The following is a 16,757-nucleotide window of genomic DNA, read 5'->3' as shown; positions in this document are numbered from 1 at the left end:
AATTTTTTTGAATCCACCGAGTGGTCGGCGTGGAGTAAAGTTAAATTTTTAGGCGTTTTGTCGCCGCGCGGCGCTGAAAGTTTAATTATCGGTTAATTATTATTTCACCGTCCGGCAACAATTGACGGTTTATTTATTTTTATGGTCGTTTAACCACCTATTTCCCGGCGAAAAAATAAAACCGAATGCGTTGAAATAAACCGCAAAATTGAAAACGCCGCAACGGAGTGCGGCGTTTGGCAACAGGGGTACTCCCAAAGTGGCAGTATCCCCTGATGATGCTTAGGCCTTGGCCCAGTGGCGGCGTTTGGCCGCCTGCAGCTTCTCGTAAGCCGCCAGCAGCGCCTGATGGGCCGGCAGCGCCTTCAGATCGGCATCGACGGCGAACAGCCCGTTGAAGCGCTCTTCACCGCTGATGGCGGCGGAGGCGGCGTCGACCGCTTCCTGGCCGTACATCTTCACGAACGCGGTATAGTACTGCGCCGCTTCGCGTTCAGGCTCCTGCGCCAGCAGCAGCAGCGTTTGCAGGCAGCGGTAGTAGTTGCTGCGCGCCGGGCTCAGCACCGAGGCGTTGAAGTCCTGCGTCCATTCGGTCCAGATCAGCGCCTGATCCAGATCGCCGCCCGCCAGCGCCAGCATCGACTTCAGCTCGCCCACGCGCAGGGTATACCAGGCGTTGTCTTTGCCGCTGGCAATGCCAAGCAGTTCGCGTACGCGGGTGAAATCGTCCAGCCCTTCGTCGTCCAACTGCTCGATCAGCGCCAGGTATTCTTCCGGCTCCCACTCGCTGCCCGGCAGCGCCAGCAGTGTATCGCGCAGGTGCGCCCCCATGCTGTTGTTAGCCAGCAGCAGGTCTTCCGCCGGGTAGATATCGGACATGCCCGGCACGATGATGCGGCAAGCGTAGACGCCCAGGTGCTCGTAGTCGGCGATGTACACTTCCGCGTCTTCCTTGTCGAAGATGCTCATCAGGGTGGCGAACTCTTCCTGCGTGCTGCCGCTGAAGTTCCAGTCAACGAACGGATAGTCCGCGTCCTGCTTGAACAGATCCCAGGAGATCAGGCCGCTGGAGTCGATGAAGTGCGTTTCCAGGTTGGTGTGTTCCGCCACTTCTTCGTCATCGAAGGTCGGCGCGGTGAACACGTCGAGATCTTTCAGGCTGCGGCCCTGCAGCAGTTCGGTTACCGTGCGCTCCAGCGCCACGCCGAAGTCCGGGTGCGCGCCGAATGAAGCGAAGCAGGTGCCGTTGGTCGGGTTGAACAGCACCACGCAGATCACCGGGTAGTTGCCGCCCAGCGAGGCGTCATAGGAGAGGATCGGGAAACCTTCCTCTTCCAACTTGGCGATGGCTTCCACCACGCCCGGATAGCGGTTCAGCACCTCGTCCGGGATCGCCGGCAGGCTGATGGATTCGGCGATGATGCGGTTTTTCACATAACGCTCGAACACTTCCGACAGGCCCTGCACGCGCGCTTCGTTGGCGGTGTTGCCGGCGGACATGCCGTTGGAAACATACAGGTTGCCGATGATATTCATCGGGATGTACACGGTTTGCTGGTCGGACTGACGGGTAAACGGCAGTGCACACACGCCGCGATCGGCGTTGCCGGACTGCAGATCGACCAGATCGCTGGCGCTCAGCTCTTGCTGCGGATCGTAGAAGGCGTGCAGACGTTCGTCGAGGATGCCGGCCGGCAGCGCGTCGTCTTCAGGGATCGGGAACCATTTCTCATTCGGATAGTGCACGAAGTCGCCTTCGGCGATCTGCTTGCCCAGATAGAAATCGGCGAAGAAGTAGTTGGTGGACAGGCGCTCGAAATATTCACCCAGCGCGGAGGCCAGCGCGGCTTTTTTGCTGGCGCCTTTGCCGTTGGTGAAGCACAGCGGGCAATCGCGATCGCGGATGTGCACCGACCACACGTGCGGCACCGGGTTCAGCCAGGAGGCTTCTTCGATGTTGAAACCGAGATCGCTCAGTTTCTGCTGGAAACGGGAGATGGAGTCTTCCAGGGCGGCGTCTTTACCGGGGATAAAAGTTTGCGTCATTGTCTTCACTTTTTGCGCGTACTAAAAACGCGCAATGATACGGGGTTTTACGCTGGAGCTCCACGTATTCCTAAAGCGGTGGCAAAGTCACAGTTTTTTTAAGGATAAAGACCATAATTCAGCAAGTTATCTGTCACGGAGAAATCTAATGAAATCAGTGAAACTCAGCGCGTTAACCCTCTTGTTGACCGGCGTCAGCGCCTCGGCGCTGGCGCTGCCCAACATCACCCTGCTGGCGACCGGCGGCACTATCGCCGGCGGCGGCGATTCGGCGACGAAATCCAACTATACCGCGGGCAAGCTTGGCGTCGAGGCGTTGGTCGATGCGGTGCCGGCGCTGAAGGATATCGCCAACGTGCAGGGGGAGCAGGTGGTGAACATCGGCTCGCAGGACATGAACGATCAGGTCTGGCTGACGCTGGCGAAGAAAATTGACGCCGACTGCGGCAAAACCGACGGCTTCGTCATCACTCACGGCACCGATACGCTGGAAGAGACGGCCTATTTCCTTGATTTGACGGTGAAATGCGACAAGCCGGTGGTGTTGGTGGGGGCGATGCGGCCGGCGACGGCGATGAGCGCCGACGGTCCGTTCAACCTGTATAACGCGGTGGTGACGGCGGCGGATCCGCAATCGGCCAACCGCGGGGTGCTGGTGGCGATGAACGACACCGTGCTGGACGCGCGTGACGTCACCAAGACTAATACCACCGCCGTGCAGACCTTCCAGTCGCCAAACTACGGCCCGCTGGGGTATATCCACAACGGCAAGATCGATTACCAGCGCTCGCCGCAGCGTAAGCATACCCGGGAGACGCCGTTCGACGTCAGCAAGCTGAACGAGCTGCCGAAGGTCGGCATCGTCTACAACTACGCCAACGCCTCCGATGCGCCGGCCAAGGCGCTGATCGCCGAAGGCTATCAGGGCATCGTCAGCGCCGGGGTCGGCAACGGCAACCTGTATAAAACCGTGTTCGACACCCTGGCGACGGCGGCGCACAACGGCGTGGCGGTGGTGCGTTCTTCGCGCGTGCCGACCGGCGCCACCACCGAGGATGCGGAAGTGGACGACGCCAAGTACGGCTTCGTGGCCGCCGGCACGCTGAATCCGCAAAAGGCGCGCATTCTGCTGCAGCTGGCGCTGACGCAAACCAAAGACGCGAAGCAGATCCAGCAGATGTTTAATCAGTACTGATCGTTTCCTCTCCTGCGGGGGCCATCCGGGCTCCCGCAGCCATCTTGGCTGAATACAGCATAAAACACCGCGTTAACCCGCTGAATTTCCCCATGTCACAGGGTTTTATCGTCCAAACAATCGCGACGGCCGCAGAGCCTGTCATCACCCGGCACGGCCGTTTGCCGCCGACGGGCGAATAAGCGTTGCAGCCATGGGGCGTGAGTGATAAAACCGATAGGTTGGTTAACGCGAGCGTTAACTTCGGGTGTCTTTTCGACAGGTCGCTTTTCTGCGGCGAACAGTGAATGTGGTGAGGGGAAATGACTCAGGTTTATAATTTTAGCTCTGGCCCGGCGATGCTGCCGGTGGAAGTGTTGCGTCGTGCGGAACAGGAACTGTGCAACTGGCACGGCCTGGGAACGTCTGTGATGGAGATCAGTCACCGCAGCAAAGAATTCATCGCCGTTGCCGAGCAGGCGGAACAGGATCTGCGCGATCTGCTGAAAGTCCCCTCCAACTATAAAGTGCTGTTTTGCCACGGCGGCGCCCGCGCGCAGTTCGCAGCGCTGCCGCTGAACCTGCTGGGCGACAAGGCCACCGCCGACTATATCGACGGCGGCTATTGGGCGCACAGCGCCATCAAGGAAGCGGAAAAGTATTGCGCCCCGAACGTCATCGACGTGAAAACCCGCATCGACGGCCTGAGCGGCATCAAGCCGATGAAAGAGTGGCAGCTCAGCGCCGACGCGGCTTATGTGCACTATTGCCCGAATGAGACCATCGACGGCGTGGCCATCGATGAAACGCCGGACTTCGGCGACAAAGTGGTGATCGGCGATTACTCCTCGACCATCCTGTCCCGCCCGCTCGACGTCAGCCGCTTCGGCGTGATTTACGCCGGCGCGCAGAAAAATATCGGCCCGGCCGGTCTGACGCTGGTGATCGTGCGTGACGATCTGTTGGGCAAGGCGCGTAAAGAAGTGCCGTCGATCCTCGATTACACCGTGTTGGCCGAGAACGATTCGATGTTCAATACCCCGCCGACCTTCGCCTGGTACCTGTCCGGGCTGGTGTTCAAATGGCTGAAAGAGCAGGGCGGCCTGGTGGAGATGCAAAAACGCAATCAGGCTAAGGCCGAGCTGCTGTACGCGACCATCGATAAATCCGACTTCTACCGCAGCCAGGTTGCCATCGCCAACCGTTCCTGGATGAACGTGCCGTTCCAGCTGGCCGATGCGGCGCTGGACAAGGTGTTCCTCAGCGAAGCCGAGGCTATCGGCCTGCAGGCGCTGAAAGGCCACCGGGTAGTTGGCGGCATGCGCGCTTCTATTTACAATGCCATGCCGCTGGCCGGCGTCCAGGCGCTGACCGACTTCATGGCCGACTTCGAACGTCGTCACGGTTGATTCCGGCAGCCCGCCAGGCGCGGGCGGCCTCAGGCTGTTGTCCTTTTGCATTAAAGCGGCTCCGGCATTATTCCGGAGCCGTTTCGTTTATCAGAATTGGAGAGTTTTGTTCACATGGTGGATTCCCTGACGTTACAACCGGTCGCCCTGGTCAATGGCACCGTCAACTTACCCGGCTCGAAGAGCGTTTCTAACCGCGCTCTGCTGCTGGCGGCGCTGGCGGAGGGAACGACCCGGCTGACCAACCTGCTGGACAGCGACGACGTGCGTCATATGCTGAATGCGCTGCAGGCGTTGGGTGTGAACTACCGGCTTTCCGCCGACCGCACCGTGTGTGAAGTGACCGGCGTGGCCGGGCCGTTGGTGGCCAACCAACCGCTGGAACTGTTCCTCGGCAATGCCGGCACCGCGATGCGCCCACTGGCGGCGGCGCTGTGCCTAGGTGAAGGCGACGTGGTGCTGACCGGGGAACCCCGCATGAAAGAACGCCCGATCGGCCATCTGGTGGACGCGTTGCGCCAGGGCGGGGCGCAGATTGATTACCTCGAACAGACCGATTACCCGCCGATTCGCCTGCGCGGCGGTTTCCTGGGCGGCGACGTCACCGTTGACGGCAGCGTCTCCAGCCAGTTCCTGACCGCGTTGCTGATGACCGCGCCCCTGGCGCCGCAGGATACGCAGATCCACATCAAGGGCGAGCTGGTTTCCAAGCCGTACATCGACATTACGCTGCATCTGATGCGCACCTTCGGCGTATCGGTGAGCCATGACAACTACCGGGTATTCCATATCCAGGGGCGCCAGACGTATATCGCGCCGGGCGATTACCTGGTTGAGGGCGACGCTTCTTCCGCCTCTTACTTCCTGGCGGCGGCGGCGATCAAGGGCGGCACCGTGCGCGTGACCGGCATCGGCCGCAAAAGCGTGCAGGGCGACACCAAGTTTGCCGACGTGCTGGAGAAAATGGGCGCGCGCATCACCTGGGGCGACGATTTCATCGAGTGCAGCCGCGGTGAACTGCGCGGCATCGACATGGACATGAACCACATTCCCGACGCGGCGATGACCATCGCCACCGCAGCGCTGTTCGCCGAGGGGCCGACCACCATCCGCAATATCTACAACTGGCGGGTGAAGGAGACCGACCGTCTGGCGGCGATGGCCACCGAGCTGCGTAAAGTGGGGGCGGAAGTGGACGAAGGCGAAGACTACATTCACGTCGTGCCGCCGGCCAAACTGCAGTTCGCCGAGATCGGCACCTACAATGATCACCGCATGGCAATGTGCTTCTCGCTGGTGGCGCTGTCGGATACGCCGGTCACCATTCTCGATCCGAAATGCACCGCGAAGACCTTCCCGGATTATTTCGAACAGCTGGCGCGCATCAGCCAGCTGGCGTAACCCGTCAAATCGTTTATTTTAAGGCCCCTTTGCGGGCCTTTATCGTTTTTAACCTTTGGCGACCGGCGTTTCTTCTATACTTTTTCGCGGTTGTGCGCTTATTTTCAACAACCGGATAGTTCCAGGGTAACAGATCGCCGTAGGGCAGCGTATAATACGCCACCGTATTTGCCCCTGATTGGGCAGGTGACAGAGCTCACGGGCTTCGAGTCGAAGCACGCCGTGCCTCTGTGAGGTTTTCTACCTGAAGGAGAGAGAAATGACGGCTACAGCCCCGGTGATAACCGTTGATGGACCAAGTGGCGCGGGCAAAGGCACGCTGTGTAAAGCGTTGGCCGAGTCCCTTGGTTGGCGTTTGCTGGACTCCGGCGCGATCTATCGCGTGCTGGCGCTGGCGGCGTTGCATCATCAGGTGGATATCACTTCTGAGGAAGCGCTGGTTCCGCTGGCCGCACATCTCGATGTTCGCTTCGTTGCCCAGGACGGCAAGCTGCAGGTGATTTTGGAAGGTGAGGACGTCAGTAATGAGATCCGCACCGAAACCGTCGGCAACACCGCGTCGCAAGCTGCGGCGTTTCCGCGCGTGCGCGAGGCGTTGCTGCGCCGCCAGCGCGCATTCCGCGAGGCGCCCGGCCTGATTGCCGATGGCCGCGACATGGGCACGGTGGTGTTCCCTGACGCGCCGGTCAAGATTTTCCTCGACGCCAGCTCGGAGGAGCGCGCGCACCGCCGCATGCTGCAGTTGCAGGAGAAAGGCTTTAATGTTAACTTTGAACGTCTTTTAGCCGAGATAAAGGAACGGGACGACCGTGACCGTAATCGGCCTATCGCGCCTCTGGTGCCCGCTTCTGACGCCCTCGTGCTGGATTCTACCAGCATGTCGATCGAAGAAGTGATCCGGCAGGCGTTGACGTATGCACAGAAAGTGTTGGCGTTGCCGCAGCAATAAGCGCGGCGGCGCTATTGGCTTTTTGTCATATTTGTCATAGCGGTATCGCAATATATCGGGTAAAATTTTACCCCTGTAACCTTAAACCCTGTCGGCATGGAGCCAATGGCGGGGTATGTGAAACAACCCCATTCGGCGGGACGCTAAATGGACGTTAAACTAAAGAACCCTGAAGATTAACAACATGACTGAATCTTTCGCTCAACTCTTTGAAGAATCCTTAAAAGAAATCGAAACCCGCCCGGGTTCCATCGTTCGTGGCGTCGTTGTTGCTATCGACAAAGATATCGTACTGGTTGACGCCGGTCTGAAATCTGAGTCTGCCATCCCGGCTGAGCAATTCAAAAACGCCCAGGGCGAGCTGGAAATCCAGGTTGGTGACGAAGTTGACGTTGCTCTGGATGCTGTTGAAGACGGCTTCGGTGAAACCCTGCTGTCCCGTGAGAAAGCTAAGCGTCACGAAGCTTGGATCACGCTGGAAAAAGCCTACGAAGAAGCTGAGACTGTAACCGGTGTTATCAACGGCAAAGTGAAGGGTGGCTTCACCGTCGAGCTGAACGGCATCCGCGCGTTCCTGCCAGGTTCCCTGGTTGACGTGCGTCCGGTACGTGACACTCTGCACCTGGAAGGCAAAGAGCTTGAGTTCAAAGTCATCAAGCTGGATCAGAAGCGCAACAACGTTGTCGTTTCTCGCCGTGCGGTTATCGAATCCGAGAACAGCGCTGAGCGCGATCAACTGCTGGAAAACCTGCAGGAAGGCATGGAAGTTAAAGGTATCGTTAAGAACCTCACTGACTACGGTGCATTCGTTGATCTGGGCGGCGTAGACGGCCTGCTGCACATCACTGACATGGCTTGGAAACGCGTTAAGCACCCAAGCGAAATCGTCAATGTTGGCGATGAAATCACTGTTAAAGTGCTGAAGTTCGACCGCGAGCGTACTCGTGTATCCCTGGGCCTGAAACAGCTGGGCGAAGATCCATGGGTTGCTATCGCGAAACGTTACCCAGAAGGTACCAAGCTGACTGGCCGTGTAACCAACCTGACTGATTACGGCTGCTTCGTAGAAATCGAAGAAGGCGTTGAAGGTCTGGTACACGTTTCTGAAATGGATTGGACCAACAAAAACATCCATCCGTCCAAAGTTGTTAACGTGGGCGACGTAGTGGAAGTGATGGTTCTGGACATCGATGAAGAACGTCGTCGTATCTCCCTGGGCCTGAAGCAGTGCAAATCCAACCCATGGCAGCAGTTCGCAGAAACCCACAACAAGGGCGACCGCGTTGAAGGTAAAATCAAGTCTATCACTGACTTCGGTATCTTCATCGGCCTGGACGGCGGCATCGACGGCCTGGTTCACCTGTCTGACATCTCCTGGAACGTTGCAGGCGAAGAAGCAGTACGTGAATACAAGAAAGGCGACGAAATCGCTGCGGTTGTTCTGCAAGTTGACGCAGAGCGCGAGCGTATCTCCCTGGGCGTGAAGCAACTGGCTGAAGACCCGTTCAATAACTACCTGTCTATGAACAAGAAAGGTGCTATTGTTACTGGTAAAGTCACTGCAGTTGACGCCAAAGGTGCTACAGTTGAATTGGCAGGCGGCGTAGAAGGTTACCTGCGTGCATCTGAAGCCTCTCGCGACCGCATTGAAGATGCAACTCTGGTTCTGAACGTAGGTGACGAAGTTGAAGCTAAATTCACCGGCGTTGACCGTAAGAACCGCGTTGTAAGCCTGTCCGTGCGTGCTAAGGACGAAGCTGACGAGAAAGACGCCATCGCAACTGTTAACAACAAACAGGAAGAAGGCAACTTCTCTAACGCAATGGCTGAAGCTTTCAAAGCGGCTAAAGGCGAGTAATGACGGGGGGCGGTCGCTGACCGCCCCGATACGGTAGTTTAGCTGCAAAGCTTGGAGGTACTATGACCAAGTCTGAACTTATTGAAAGACTTGCTGGCCAGCAATCTCATATTCCGGCGAAGGCCGTTGAGGATGCAGTGAAAGAGATGCTTGAGCACATGGCCGCTACGCTGGCCGAGGGCGAACGCATTGAGATCCGCGGATTCGGCAGTTTTTCTCTTCACTACCGTGCCCCGCGTGTAGGCCGCAACCCGAAAACCGGTGACAAAGTCGAGCTGGACGGCAAATACGTTCCTCACTTCAAACCAGGCAAAGAGTTGCGTGACCGCGCCAATATCTATGGCTAGTCGCTGACTGATCATAGCGTTGTTGCTTGAAAAGAATATAAAACGGTGCCTGTAAGGCGCCGTTTTTTTCGCCTGCGATTCTCCGCGATATGCTCGCGAGTTGCGTACTACGCCGCATTTACGATGTGGCTCCTGCATAGATCTCTCTTATCCTGCCATGTTAACCGCATCTTCGTTAAAGCCCGCTGGCGGTGACATGTCGCCTGAATGATCCTGCTTGCTTGCCGTGATGCGCTTTTGCTCATGGCGGAGCCGATGGGAGAAGAGCGATCAAAATTTCGCTTGATCTGGCGATATTCGCCGTTATCTGCGGCATCCTGCCGCTGTTGGTGTTACCGCAGTTGCCTGAGCAATGGCAGCTGTGGCCGCTCGTGCTTGTTGTCTGTTTACTGCTGCGCACGCGCAGGCCATTCTGCCGCTATTTGGCCTGCCTGGGATTGGGATTCATATGGGCGGTTTTCAACGCCGGCAGCCTGATCGGGCAAATGGATCGCTTAACTCGCATGCCGGACGTGACGGCGGTGGTGCAGGTGAGCAGCGTCGCGCTGGAGCCCGCCGCCAGTAAACAGACGCTGATGCGTATCGAGCGGGTCGACGGTCATTGGTTGGCGCCTGCGCTGGCGTTTACCACGACGTGGGCTCCCGAACAGCAGCGGCTATGCGCCGGGCAGCGTTGGCAATTGAAACTGCGCCTGCGGCCGGTACATGGCAAGCTCAATGAAGGCGGATTTGACAGCCAACGTTGGGCGATCGCCCAGCGCCAGCCGTTGACGGGGCGGGTCAGGCAGGCTCGTTTGCTGGATGGCGATTGCGGGCTGCGCCAGCGCATCATCAGCCATGCGGAAACCAACATCGGTGAATTGCGTTACAAGGCGGTATTGCTGGCGCTGGCGTTTGGGGAACGAACCGCGCTGGAGCAGGCTTTGCGCACGCTGATGCTGAAGACCGGCATCGCTCACCTGATGGCCATTTCAGGGTTGCATGTGGCGATGGTCGCCATTTTGTTCTGGGCCGCGTTGCGCGCGCTGCAGTTTTTTTTGCCCGCCCATTTGATTGGCTATCGCTTTCCATTGGTCGCAGGCTGGGTGGCGACGCTGATCTATGTTTGGTTGGTGGGCGCCCAGCCGCCGGCGGTGCGTACCGCGTTGGCGATGACGCTGTGGATGCTGCTGCGCTTGCGCGGCGTTCATTGTTCTTCCTGGCAAGTGTGGTTGTGGTGTATCGGGCTGATTTTGCTGTGCGATCCGTTGGCGGTTTTGTCAGACAGTTTCTGGCTGTCGGTGCTGGCGGTGGGGTGTTTGATTTTTTGGTTTGAATGGGCGCCGCTCGGTGAGCGATTCCGGTCTGCCTGGTATTGGGCGCCGGTGCGCTGGCTGCATATTCAGCTGGGCATGACGTTGTTGCTGGTGCCGATGCAGGTCGCGCTGTTTTTAGGTCTGACGCTGACCTCGCTGCCCGCCAATCTTTGGGCGGTGCCCATCGTCTCATTGGTGACGGTGCCGTTGATTTTGCTGGCGGTGATCGGCGGCGTCCTCCCCTCGCTAAGTTACGGGCTTTGGTGGTTGGCAGATTTCACGTTGAGCGGGGTGTTTGTGCCGCTGCATTACCTGCAACGCGGTTGGGTGGATTTGGGGGCCGCCTCGCTGCTGGCCAGCATAGCGGGATGGCTTATCGTTATCTGCTGGCGCTTTCATTGGTGGTGGCGCTATGCGCCGGGGCTGGCGGCGGTGGCGATATGCTGCGTGTTGTGGCGTGGCAAAGCGCCGGACTATCGCTGGCGCGTCGATATGCTTGATGTCGGGCACGGGTTGGCGGTGGTTATCGAGCAAAACGGCAAGGGGATACTGTACGATACCGGCGATCGTTGGCCCGCGGGCAGCGCCGCCGAACGGCATATCTTACCGATGTTGAACTGGCGGAATATTGAACTGGAGCAGATCATTATCAGCCATATTCACCTCGATCATATCGGCGGGCTGCCGGTGATGCGGCGGGCATTTCCTCAGGCGACGGTGCGCAGCCCGATACGCGGGGAAGGACACTTGCCCTGCGTCGCCGGTGAGCGTTGGCGCTGGCAATCGCTGCAATTCGAGGTGCTGTGGCCACCGAAAACGCGCAAAAGGCCGGTCAATGACGACTCCTGCGTGATCCGCATCGACGATGGGCAATTCAGTTTGCTGCTCACCGGCGATGCGGAAAAGAAGGCGGAGGCGCAGCTGTTACGGTTGCGGCGCGATCGCTTGGCGGCTACGGTGTTGCAGGTGGGGCATCACGGCAGCAAGACGTCCTCGACGCCGCCGTTTCTGCGCGCGGTCAATCCCGAAGCGGCGCTGGCGTCCGCATCGCGTTACAACAAATGGCGATTGCCGGCGCGGAAAGTGGTCGCCAGATACCGGGCAAATGGCATCCAATGGCGCGATACGACGCGCTCCGGTCAGTTATCGGTACTTTTTTTCGACAACGATTGGCAAATTAAAGGCTTTCGCGAACAATTAATGCCCCGTTGGTACCATCAGCGGTTTGGCGTAGAGGGTGATAATGAGTAAAATAGGCCGCTATTTCTTCCGATGCTGGTATTTGCATGATGAATGATAAAGATCTCTCGACCTGGCAGACGTTCCGTCGACTCTGGCCGATGATCACTCCTTTTAAGACCGGGCTGATTGTGGCCGCCATTGCGTTGATTATGAACGCAGCGGGGGACACGCTGATGCTGTCTCTGCTTAAACCGCTATTGGACGATGGGTTTGGAAAAACCGACAGCAGCGTGCTGGTATGGATGCCGTTGGCGGTGATTGCGCTGATGTTGATGCGCGGCGTGACCAGTTTTGTTTCAAGCTACTGCATTTCCTGGGTTTCCGGCATGGTGGTGATGCAAATGCGCCGCCGCCTGTTTGGCCACATGATGAGAATGCCGGTGGCCTTCTTCGATCAGCAGTCCACCGGGACTTTGCTGTCGCGCATTACCTATGATTCCGAGCAGGTAGCTTCCTCCTCTTCCAGCGCGCTGGTGACCGTGGTGCGTGAAGGAGCCTCGATCATTGGCCTGTTCATCATGATGTTCTACTACAGCTGGCAGCTGTCGGTGATCCTGATCGTGCTGGCACCGATCGTCTCCATCGCCATTCGCCTGGTGTCCAAGCGTTTTCGCAACATCAGCAAGAACATGCAGAACACCATGGGGCAGGTAACCACCAGCGCCGAGCAGATGCTGAAAGGCCATAAAGAAGTGCTGATCTTCGGCGGCCAGCAGGTGGAAACCGAGCGCTTTAACTCGGTGAGCAACCGCATGCGCCAACAGGGCATGAAACTGGTCTCCGCGTCTTCCATTTCCGATCCGATCATTCAGCTGATCGCTTCGCTGGCCCTGGCGTTCGTGCTGTTTGCCGCCAGCTTCCCAAGCGTGATGGAAACCCTGACCGCCGGCACCATTACCGTGGTGTTCTCGTCGATGATCGCGCTGATGCGTCCGCTGAAGTCGCTGACCAACGTCAATGCCCAGTTCCAGCGAGGGATGGCGGCCTGTCAGACGCTGTTCTCCATTTTGGATATGGAACAGGAAAAAGACACCGGCACCCGCGAAGTGAAGCGTGCGAAAGGCGATATCGAATTCCGCAACGTCACCTTCTACTACCCGGCCAAAGAAACGCCGGCGCTGCGTGATATCAACCTGAAAATCGCCGAAGGCAAGACCGTCGCGTTGGTGGGCCGTTCCGGTTCGGGTAAATCCACCATCGCCAACCTGCTGACGCGCTTCTACGATATTCAGGAAGGCGAAATCCTGATGGATGGCCACGATCTGCGTGAATATACCCTGGCCTCGCTGCGCAATCAGGTGGCCCTGGTTTCGCAAAACGTGCACCTGTTCAACGACACCATCGCCAACAACATCGCCTATGCGCGTGAGAGCGAATACAGCCGCGAGCAGATTGAGAAAGCGGCGGAAATGGCGTACGCGATGGACTTCATCAACAAGATGGAAAACGGTCTGGATACGGTGATCGGTGAAAACGGCGTGATGCTGTCCGGCGGCCAACGTCAGCGCATTGCCATCGCGCGTGCTTTGCTGCGCGATTGCCCGATCCTGATCCTGGATGAGGCGACGTCTGCGCTGGATACCGAATCCGAGCGTGCCATTCAGGCCGCGCTGGACGAGTTGCAGAAAGACCGCACTTCACTGGTGATCGCGCACCGTCTGTCGACCATTGAGAAGGCGGACGAGATCCTGGTGGTGGAGGACGGCCGCATCGTCGAACGCGGTGAACACGCCGAGTTGCTTGAGCGGCAGGGCGCCTATGCGCAGCTGCACCGCATGCAGTTTGGTCAATAATGATTGAGCGCATCTGGTCCGGCGGTTCGTTGCTTTATCTGGTGCTATTGCCGCTCTCGTGGCTCTATGGCTTGTTCAGTTGGCTGATCCGTCTCAGTTACCGCTGCGGCCTGCGTAAAAGTTGGCGTTCGCCGGTGCCGGTAGTGGTGGTGGGTAACCTCACCGCCGGCGGCAACGGCAAAACGCCGATGGTGATTTGGCTGGTGGAACACCTGCAACAACGGGGCTATCGCGTTGGCGTGGTGTCACGCGGTTACGGCGGCAAGTCGGCGGTTTATCCGCTGGTGCTCGGTCAGAATACGTCGACCCGCGAGGCGGGCGATGAGCCGGTGCTGATTTATCAACGTACCGGTGCGCCTGTGGCGATCGCACCCAAGCGAGCCGAGGCGGTGCAGGCCCTGCTGCAACAACAGCCGCTGGATGTGATCATCACCGACGACGGCTTGCAGCACTACGCTTTACAGCGTGACTTCGAGCTGGTGGTCATCGACGGTGTGCGTCGTTTCGGTAACGGCTGGTGGTTGCCGGCCGGGCCGATGCGCGAGCGCGCTGCGCGGCTTGGCAGCGTCGATGCGCGCGTCGCCAATGGCGGCGTGGCGCAGGCCGGGGAAATTGCCATGCGCCTGCAGGCGCGTGATGCGGTGAACCTGCTGAGCGGTGAACGTCGCCCGGCGGCCGAGCTGCCGCGCGTGGTGGCGATGGCGGGTATCGGCCATCCGCCGCGTTTCTTCGCGACGTTGGAAAAGTTGAACGTCGAAGTCGTGCAGGAAGTGGCGTTTGCCGATCATCAGGAATATCAGCAGGAACAGCTGGCGGCGTTGGTTAATGCAGATCAAACGCTGTTGATGACGGAGAAGGACGCGGTGAAGTGTCGCGCCTTTGCCCAGCCCAATTGGTGGTATCTACCGGTTGATGCGGTGCTACCGTCCGCTCAGGCTGAGCAACTGCTGCAGGATATCGAGTCCCTGCTGACTAAGTAATCTCAGGATGCCAGCGTGGCAAGCCCCAGGGCTTGCGCGCAGGCTTCCAGCGAACGCTGCTGGGTTTGCTGATATAGCGCCAGCTCGTCGATCACCTCACTGCCCAACGCTTGTTCAAACGCTGCCCGGCTGGAAGCGGCATTGTACTGCGCGTGGCGGCTGTCACCCAGATTTGACTGGAAAATCCCCGCTGCGCTGACCGGCAGAAAATCTTCATACACCAGAGGCTGGAAGCGAACGTGTTCTTTCTCGATCAGTTGTTCCAGGGTGCTGTGCTTGTCCAGCGACTCTTTGGCCGCCAGGCCGCATTCGGTCGGGAAATAGCGGAACCAGGCCAGCTGTTGCTCACGCAGCGTGGCGTAATCATCCGGAAACGCCCGGAAGTTTTCCTCCAGCAGTTGATAGTAGCGCTCGGCATTCTTCTCGCTCGGCGGCGCCTGTAACGCATCGTTGGTCGCCTGCAGCAAACGGTCGTAAAGTTCGCGTCCTTTAGGCGTTAGCGCCACGCCGCGTTGTTCGATCTCGCCGAAGCGCGCGGTATGGTGACCGGCGATGGCGTGGCCGTCGTGCTCAACGAAATCGACGCTTTCTTCCAACGCTTTGAAGCTGGTTTGGCGCAGCAGGATCGCGCGGCGGCGGCGCGGCGGGCCCTCGATGACCGCTTTGGGCGTAATACCGCGGCCGGGCATCGCTTGCTGAACGCGATCGATATCCAGCGTACGTGGTGTCAGATGGTTGATATGCGGCCCTTTAAACGCCACCACGTCGGCGATCAGGCGATGCTGATCGTGCAGCTGCCGGTATTCTTCGGCGCTGACCGTCGCCTGGTTATGCCAGCGGAAAGTTTCCAGCGCTTGTTCGACAAATTCTTGCGCCTGCACTTCATTCAGCCCGCCTTGCGCTTCCTGCAGCGCCATCAGCTCCAGCGCGCGATCGGTAAAGATACGGCGGCGCGCCAGCAAGCGCTCGGCCAGCGCACGCAGCGCGGGATCTTCTATCAGTTCCAGGCGCAGCAGGGAGGTGAACACGCGGAAAGGACTGATCTGCAGCGCGTCTTCGTGTATGGCGCGAAAAGCGGTGGAGTGCACCGGAACGCCCGCCACCGACAGGTCATAGTAACCGACCGGCGCCATGCCCATCACCCGGAACAGGCGGCGCAGGGTGGCGAGTTCGTCCGCCGTGCCGACCCGGATCGCGCCGTGGCGCTCCATGGCCAGGCGTTCGATCTCGCCGGTGATTTGCAGTTGATGAGCCAGTGCGGCATCTTCGCGTAGAACCTGCCGGTTGGTTTCCGCCACCAGCTCCAGCAGATCGCCGTACAGCGGTACCTCTTTTTGATACATGTCCGACATCGCGTGAGAGAATCTGGCGCGGATTTCATTAGGTGAAACGAACTGCTGGGCGGTCATGCGCATAGCTCCTTGATTCAGCATAATCTGAAAAATCGTGTTTTTAGCGGCAAAAGTGCTGGTGAAAAAGCCGTCTGCCTTGTTTTCCCCTCAAGTTTAGCCATCTGATTTGGGATTTGTTATAGCGGCGTCAAGCATATTAGAGTTTTATGCGTTAGCTCTCATTTGCAGCGCTCAGACGGGAAAATGATGCCCCGGTGAGGAGAGGAACGCGCTGGAGCGGCTGCGGTGAGCGTTAAATTAAGTCATGTATATTCATGGGGATAAAAATAAATTCGGCGCAATGATGAATTTATTGCAATAAACCTCTTGTGCATTCACCATTTTTATGAGTAAATGCAAGTCGGCCTGTAATCCAGACCTATTTATGTTCGAGTTTAGAGTTAAGCAGTTCCTCCAAAAACGTTATCATCCGATTCCGCTTCAAAGACGAACCTTCTAAGTACCTCCCATAAGTAATGTTTCTGAAATGGCCGCAATTGCCTCTTATGGCAGGTTTTGTAAATATATTTAAAGGTAAAAGTAATGTCTAAGAAGACGGGTCAAGTTAAGTGGTTCAACGAAAGCAAAGGTTTTGGTTTCATTGAGCAGCACGACGGCGGCAAAGATGTATTCGTACACTTCTCCGCAATCATGACCGACGGTTTCAAGACCCTGGCTGAAGGCCAGCGCGTTGAGTACACCATCCAGGACAGCCCGCGCGGGCCGGCTGCCGCCAACGTAGTTGCTCTGTAAGAAGACAGGGAACGCGTATAAAGAGATCTTAATACAACCATGGTGACGCTTCAGCGCTGAGTCATGCGGAAGATATTAAGTTCAACAAGCCCGCCTTAGTGCGGGTTTTTTATTTTTTT

12 protein-coding genes are annotated in these 16,757 nt (G+C 58.0%); 10 read left to right on the top strand and 2 right to left on the bottom strand.

Annotated elements, in window-relative coordinates:
• Positions 1 to 282 precede the first annotated feature (282 nt).
• Complete coding sequence (ycaO, locus tag JL05_RS19990) at positions 283 to 2,046, bottom strand: 30S ribosomal protein S12 methylthiotransferase accessory factor YcaO (protein ID WP_004928282.1); 1,764 nt, start codon at positions 2,044 to 2,046, stop codon at positions 283 to 285.
• A 148-nt stretch (positions 2,047 to 2,194) separates the two neighbouring features.
• Here ycaO and ansB point away from each other — a divergent pair, with 148 nt between their 5' ends.
• From ansB to lpxK, 9 genes are all read left to right on the top strand, one after another.
• A complete protein-coding gene (gene ansB, locus JL05_RS19985) occupies positions 2,195 to 3,241 on the top strand; it encodes an L-asparaginase 2 (RefSeq protein WP_021504333.1) in 1,047 nt (348 codons plus the stop codon).
• 302 nt (positions 3,242 to 3,543) lie between these two features.
• Complete coding sequence (gene serC, locus JL05_RS19980) at positions 3,544 to 4,629, top strand: 3-phosphoserine/phosphohydroxythreonine transaminase (protein ID WP_033633446.1); 1,086 nt, start codon at positions 3,544 to 3,546, stop codon at positions 4,627 to 4,629.
• A 114-nt stretch (positions 4,630 to 4,743) separates the two neighbouring features.
• Complete coding sequence (gene aroA / locus JL05_RS19975) at positions 4,744 to 6,030, top strand: 3-phosphoshikimate 1-carboxyvinyltransferase (protein WP_033633445.1); 1,287 nt, start codon at positions 4,744 to 4,746, stop codon at positions 6,028 to 6,030.
• A 259-nt stretch (positions 6,031 to 6,289) separates the two neighbouring features.
• Positions 6,290 to 6,979, top strand: coding sequence for a (d)CMP kinase (gene cmk, locus JL05_RS19970; protein ID WP_004928270.1), 690 nt, complete (start codon positions 6,290 to 6,292; stop codon positions 6,977 to 6,979).
• Between the two features lie 184 nt (positions 6,980 to 7,163).
• Positions 7,164 to 8,837 (top strand): 30S ribosomal protein S1, encoded by a 1,674-nt coding sequence (rpsA, locus tag JL05_RS19965; RefSeq protein ID WP_004928267.1) that lies wholly within the window; start codon positions 7,164 to 7,166, stop codon positions 8,835 to 8,837.
• A 62-nt stretch (positions 8,838 to 8,899) separates the two neighbouring features.
• A complete protein-coding gene (gene ihfB, locus JL05_RS25025; RefSeq protein ID WP_004928264.1) occupies positions 8,900 to 9,184 on the top strand; it encodes an integration host factor subunit beta in 285 nt (94 codons plus the stop codon).
• Positions 9,185 to 9,459: 275 nt separating this feature from the next.
• Positions 9,460 to 11,730, top strand: a complete 2,271-nt coding sequence (locus JL05_RS19955; RefSeq protein WP_050501264.1) for a ComEC family protein — start codon at positions 9,460 to 9,462, stop codon at positions 11,728 to 11,730.
• A gap of 35 nt (positions 11,731 to 11,765) precedes the next feature.
• Positions 11,766 to 13,514 (top strand): lipid A ABC transporter ATP-binding protein/permease MsbA, encoded by a 1,749-nt coding sequence (msbA, locus tag JL05_RS19950; RefSeq protein ID WP_021504329.1) that lies wholly within the window; start codon positions 11,766 to 11,768, stop codon positions 13,512 to 13,514.
• Positions 13,514 to 14,494 (top strand): tetraacyldisaccharide 4'-kinase, encoded by a 981-nt coding sequence (gene lpxK / locus JL05_RS19945; protein WP_033633444.1) that lies wholly within the window; start codon positions 13,514 to 13,516, stop codon positions 14,492 to 14,494. Before msbA ends, lpxK begins: the two co-directional genes overlap by 1 nt.
• Positions 14,495 to 14,496: 2 nt before the next feature.
• Here lpxK and hglS read toward each other — a convergent pair whose 3' ends face one another.
• Complete coding sequence (gene hglS / locus JL05_RS19940) at positions 14,497 to 15,903, bottom strand: 2-oxoadipate dioxygenase/decarboxylase HglS (RefSeq protein WP_033633443.1); 1,407 nt, start codon at positions 15,901 to 15,903, stop codon at positions 14,497 to 14,499.
• Between the two features lie 525 nt (positions 15,904 to 16,428).
• On the opposite strand from hglS, the gene cspE reads away from it, so the two are divergent.
• Positions 16,429 to 16,638 (top strand): transcription antiterminator/RNA stability regulator CspE, encoded by a 210-nt coding sequence (cspE, locus tag JL05_RS19935; protein ID WP_004928244.1) that lies wholly within the window; start codon positions 16,429 to 16,431, stop codon positions 16,636 to 16,638.
• The last annotated feature ends 119 nt before the right edge of the window (positions 16,639 to 16,757 follow it).

Origin of the sequence: Serratia nematodiphila DZ0503SBS1 (assembly GCF_000738675.1) — a bacterium.
Lineage (GTDB): Bacteria > Pseudomonadota > Gammaproteobacteria > Enterobacterales > Enterobacteriaceae > Serratia > Serratia nematodiphila.
The sequence above is the reverse complement of the archived record's forward strand: the minus strand, read 5'-3'. Positions and strand labels throughout refer to the sequence as shown.

Excerpts from the sequence above, each read along its gene's own strand:
- ycaO (WP_004928282.1), bottom strand. The coding sequence starts at position 2,046 with ATGACGCAAACTTTTATCCCCGGTAAAGACGCCGCCCTGGAAGACTCC.
- ansB (WP_021504333.1), top strand. The coding sequence starts at position 2,195 with ATGAAATCAGTGAAACTCAGCGCGTTAACCCTCTTGTTGACCGGCGTC.
- serC (WP_033633446.1), top strand. The coding sequence starts at position 3,544 with ATGACTCAGGTTTATAATTTTAGCTCTGGCCCGGCGATGCTGCCGGTG.
- aroA (WP_033633445.1), top strand. The coding sequence starts at position 4,744 with ATGGTGGATTCCCTGACGTTACAACCGGTCGCCCTGGTCAATGGCACC.
- cmk (WP_004928270.1), top strand. The coding sequence starts at position 6,290 with ATGACGGCTACAGCCCCGGTGATAACCGTTGATGGACCAAGTGGCGCG.
- rpsA (WP_004928267.1), top strand. The coding sequence starts at position 7,164 with ATGACTGAATCTTTCGCTCAACTCTTTGAAGAATCCTTAAAAGAAATC.
- ihfB (WP_004928264.1), top strand. The coding sequence starts at position 8,900 with ATGACCAAGTCTGAACTTATTGAAAGACTTGCTGGCCAGCAATCTCAT.
- msbA (WP_021504329.1), top strand. The coding sequence starts at position 11,766 with ATGATGAATGATAAAGATCTCTCGACCTGGCAGACGTTCCGTCGACTC.
- lpxK (WP_033633444.1), top strand. The coding sequence starts at position 13,514 with ATGATTGAGCGCATCTGGTCCGGCGGTTCGTTGCTTTATCTGGTGCTA.
- hglS (WP_033633443.1), bottom strand. The coding sequence starts at position 15,903 with ATGACCGCCCAGCAGTTCGTTTCACCTAATGAAATCCGCGCCAGATTC.
- cspE (WP_004928244.1), top strand. The coding sequence starts at position 16,429 with ATGTCTAAGAAGACGGGTCAAGTTAAGTGGTTCAACGAAAGCAAAGGT.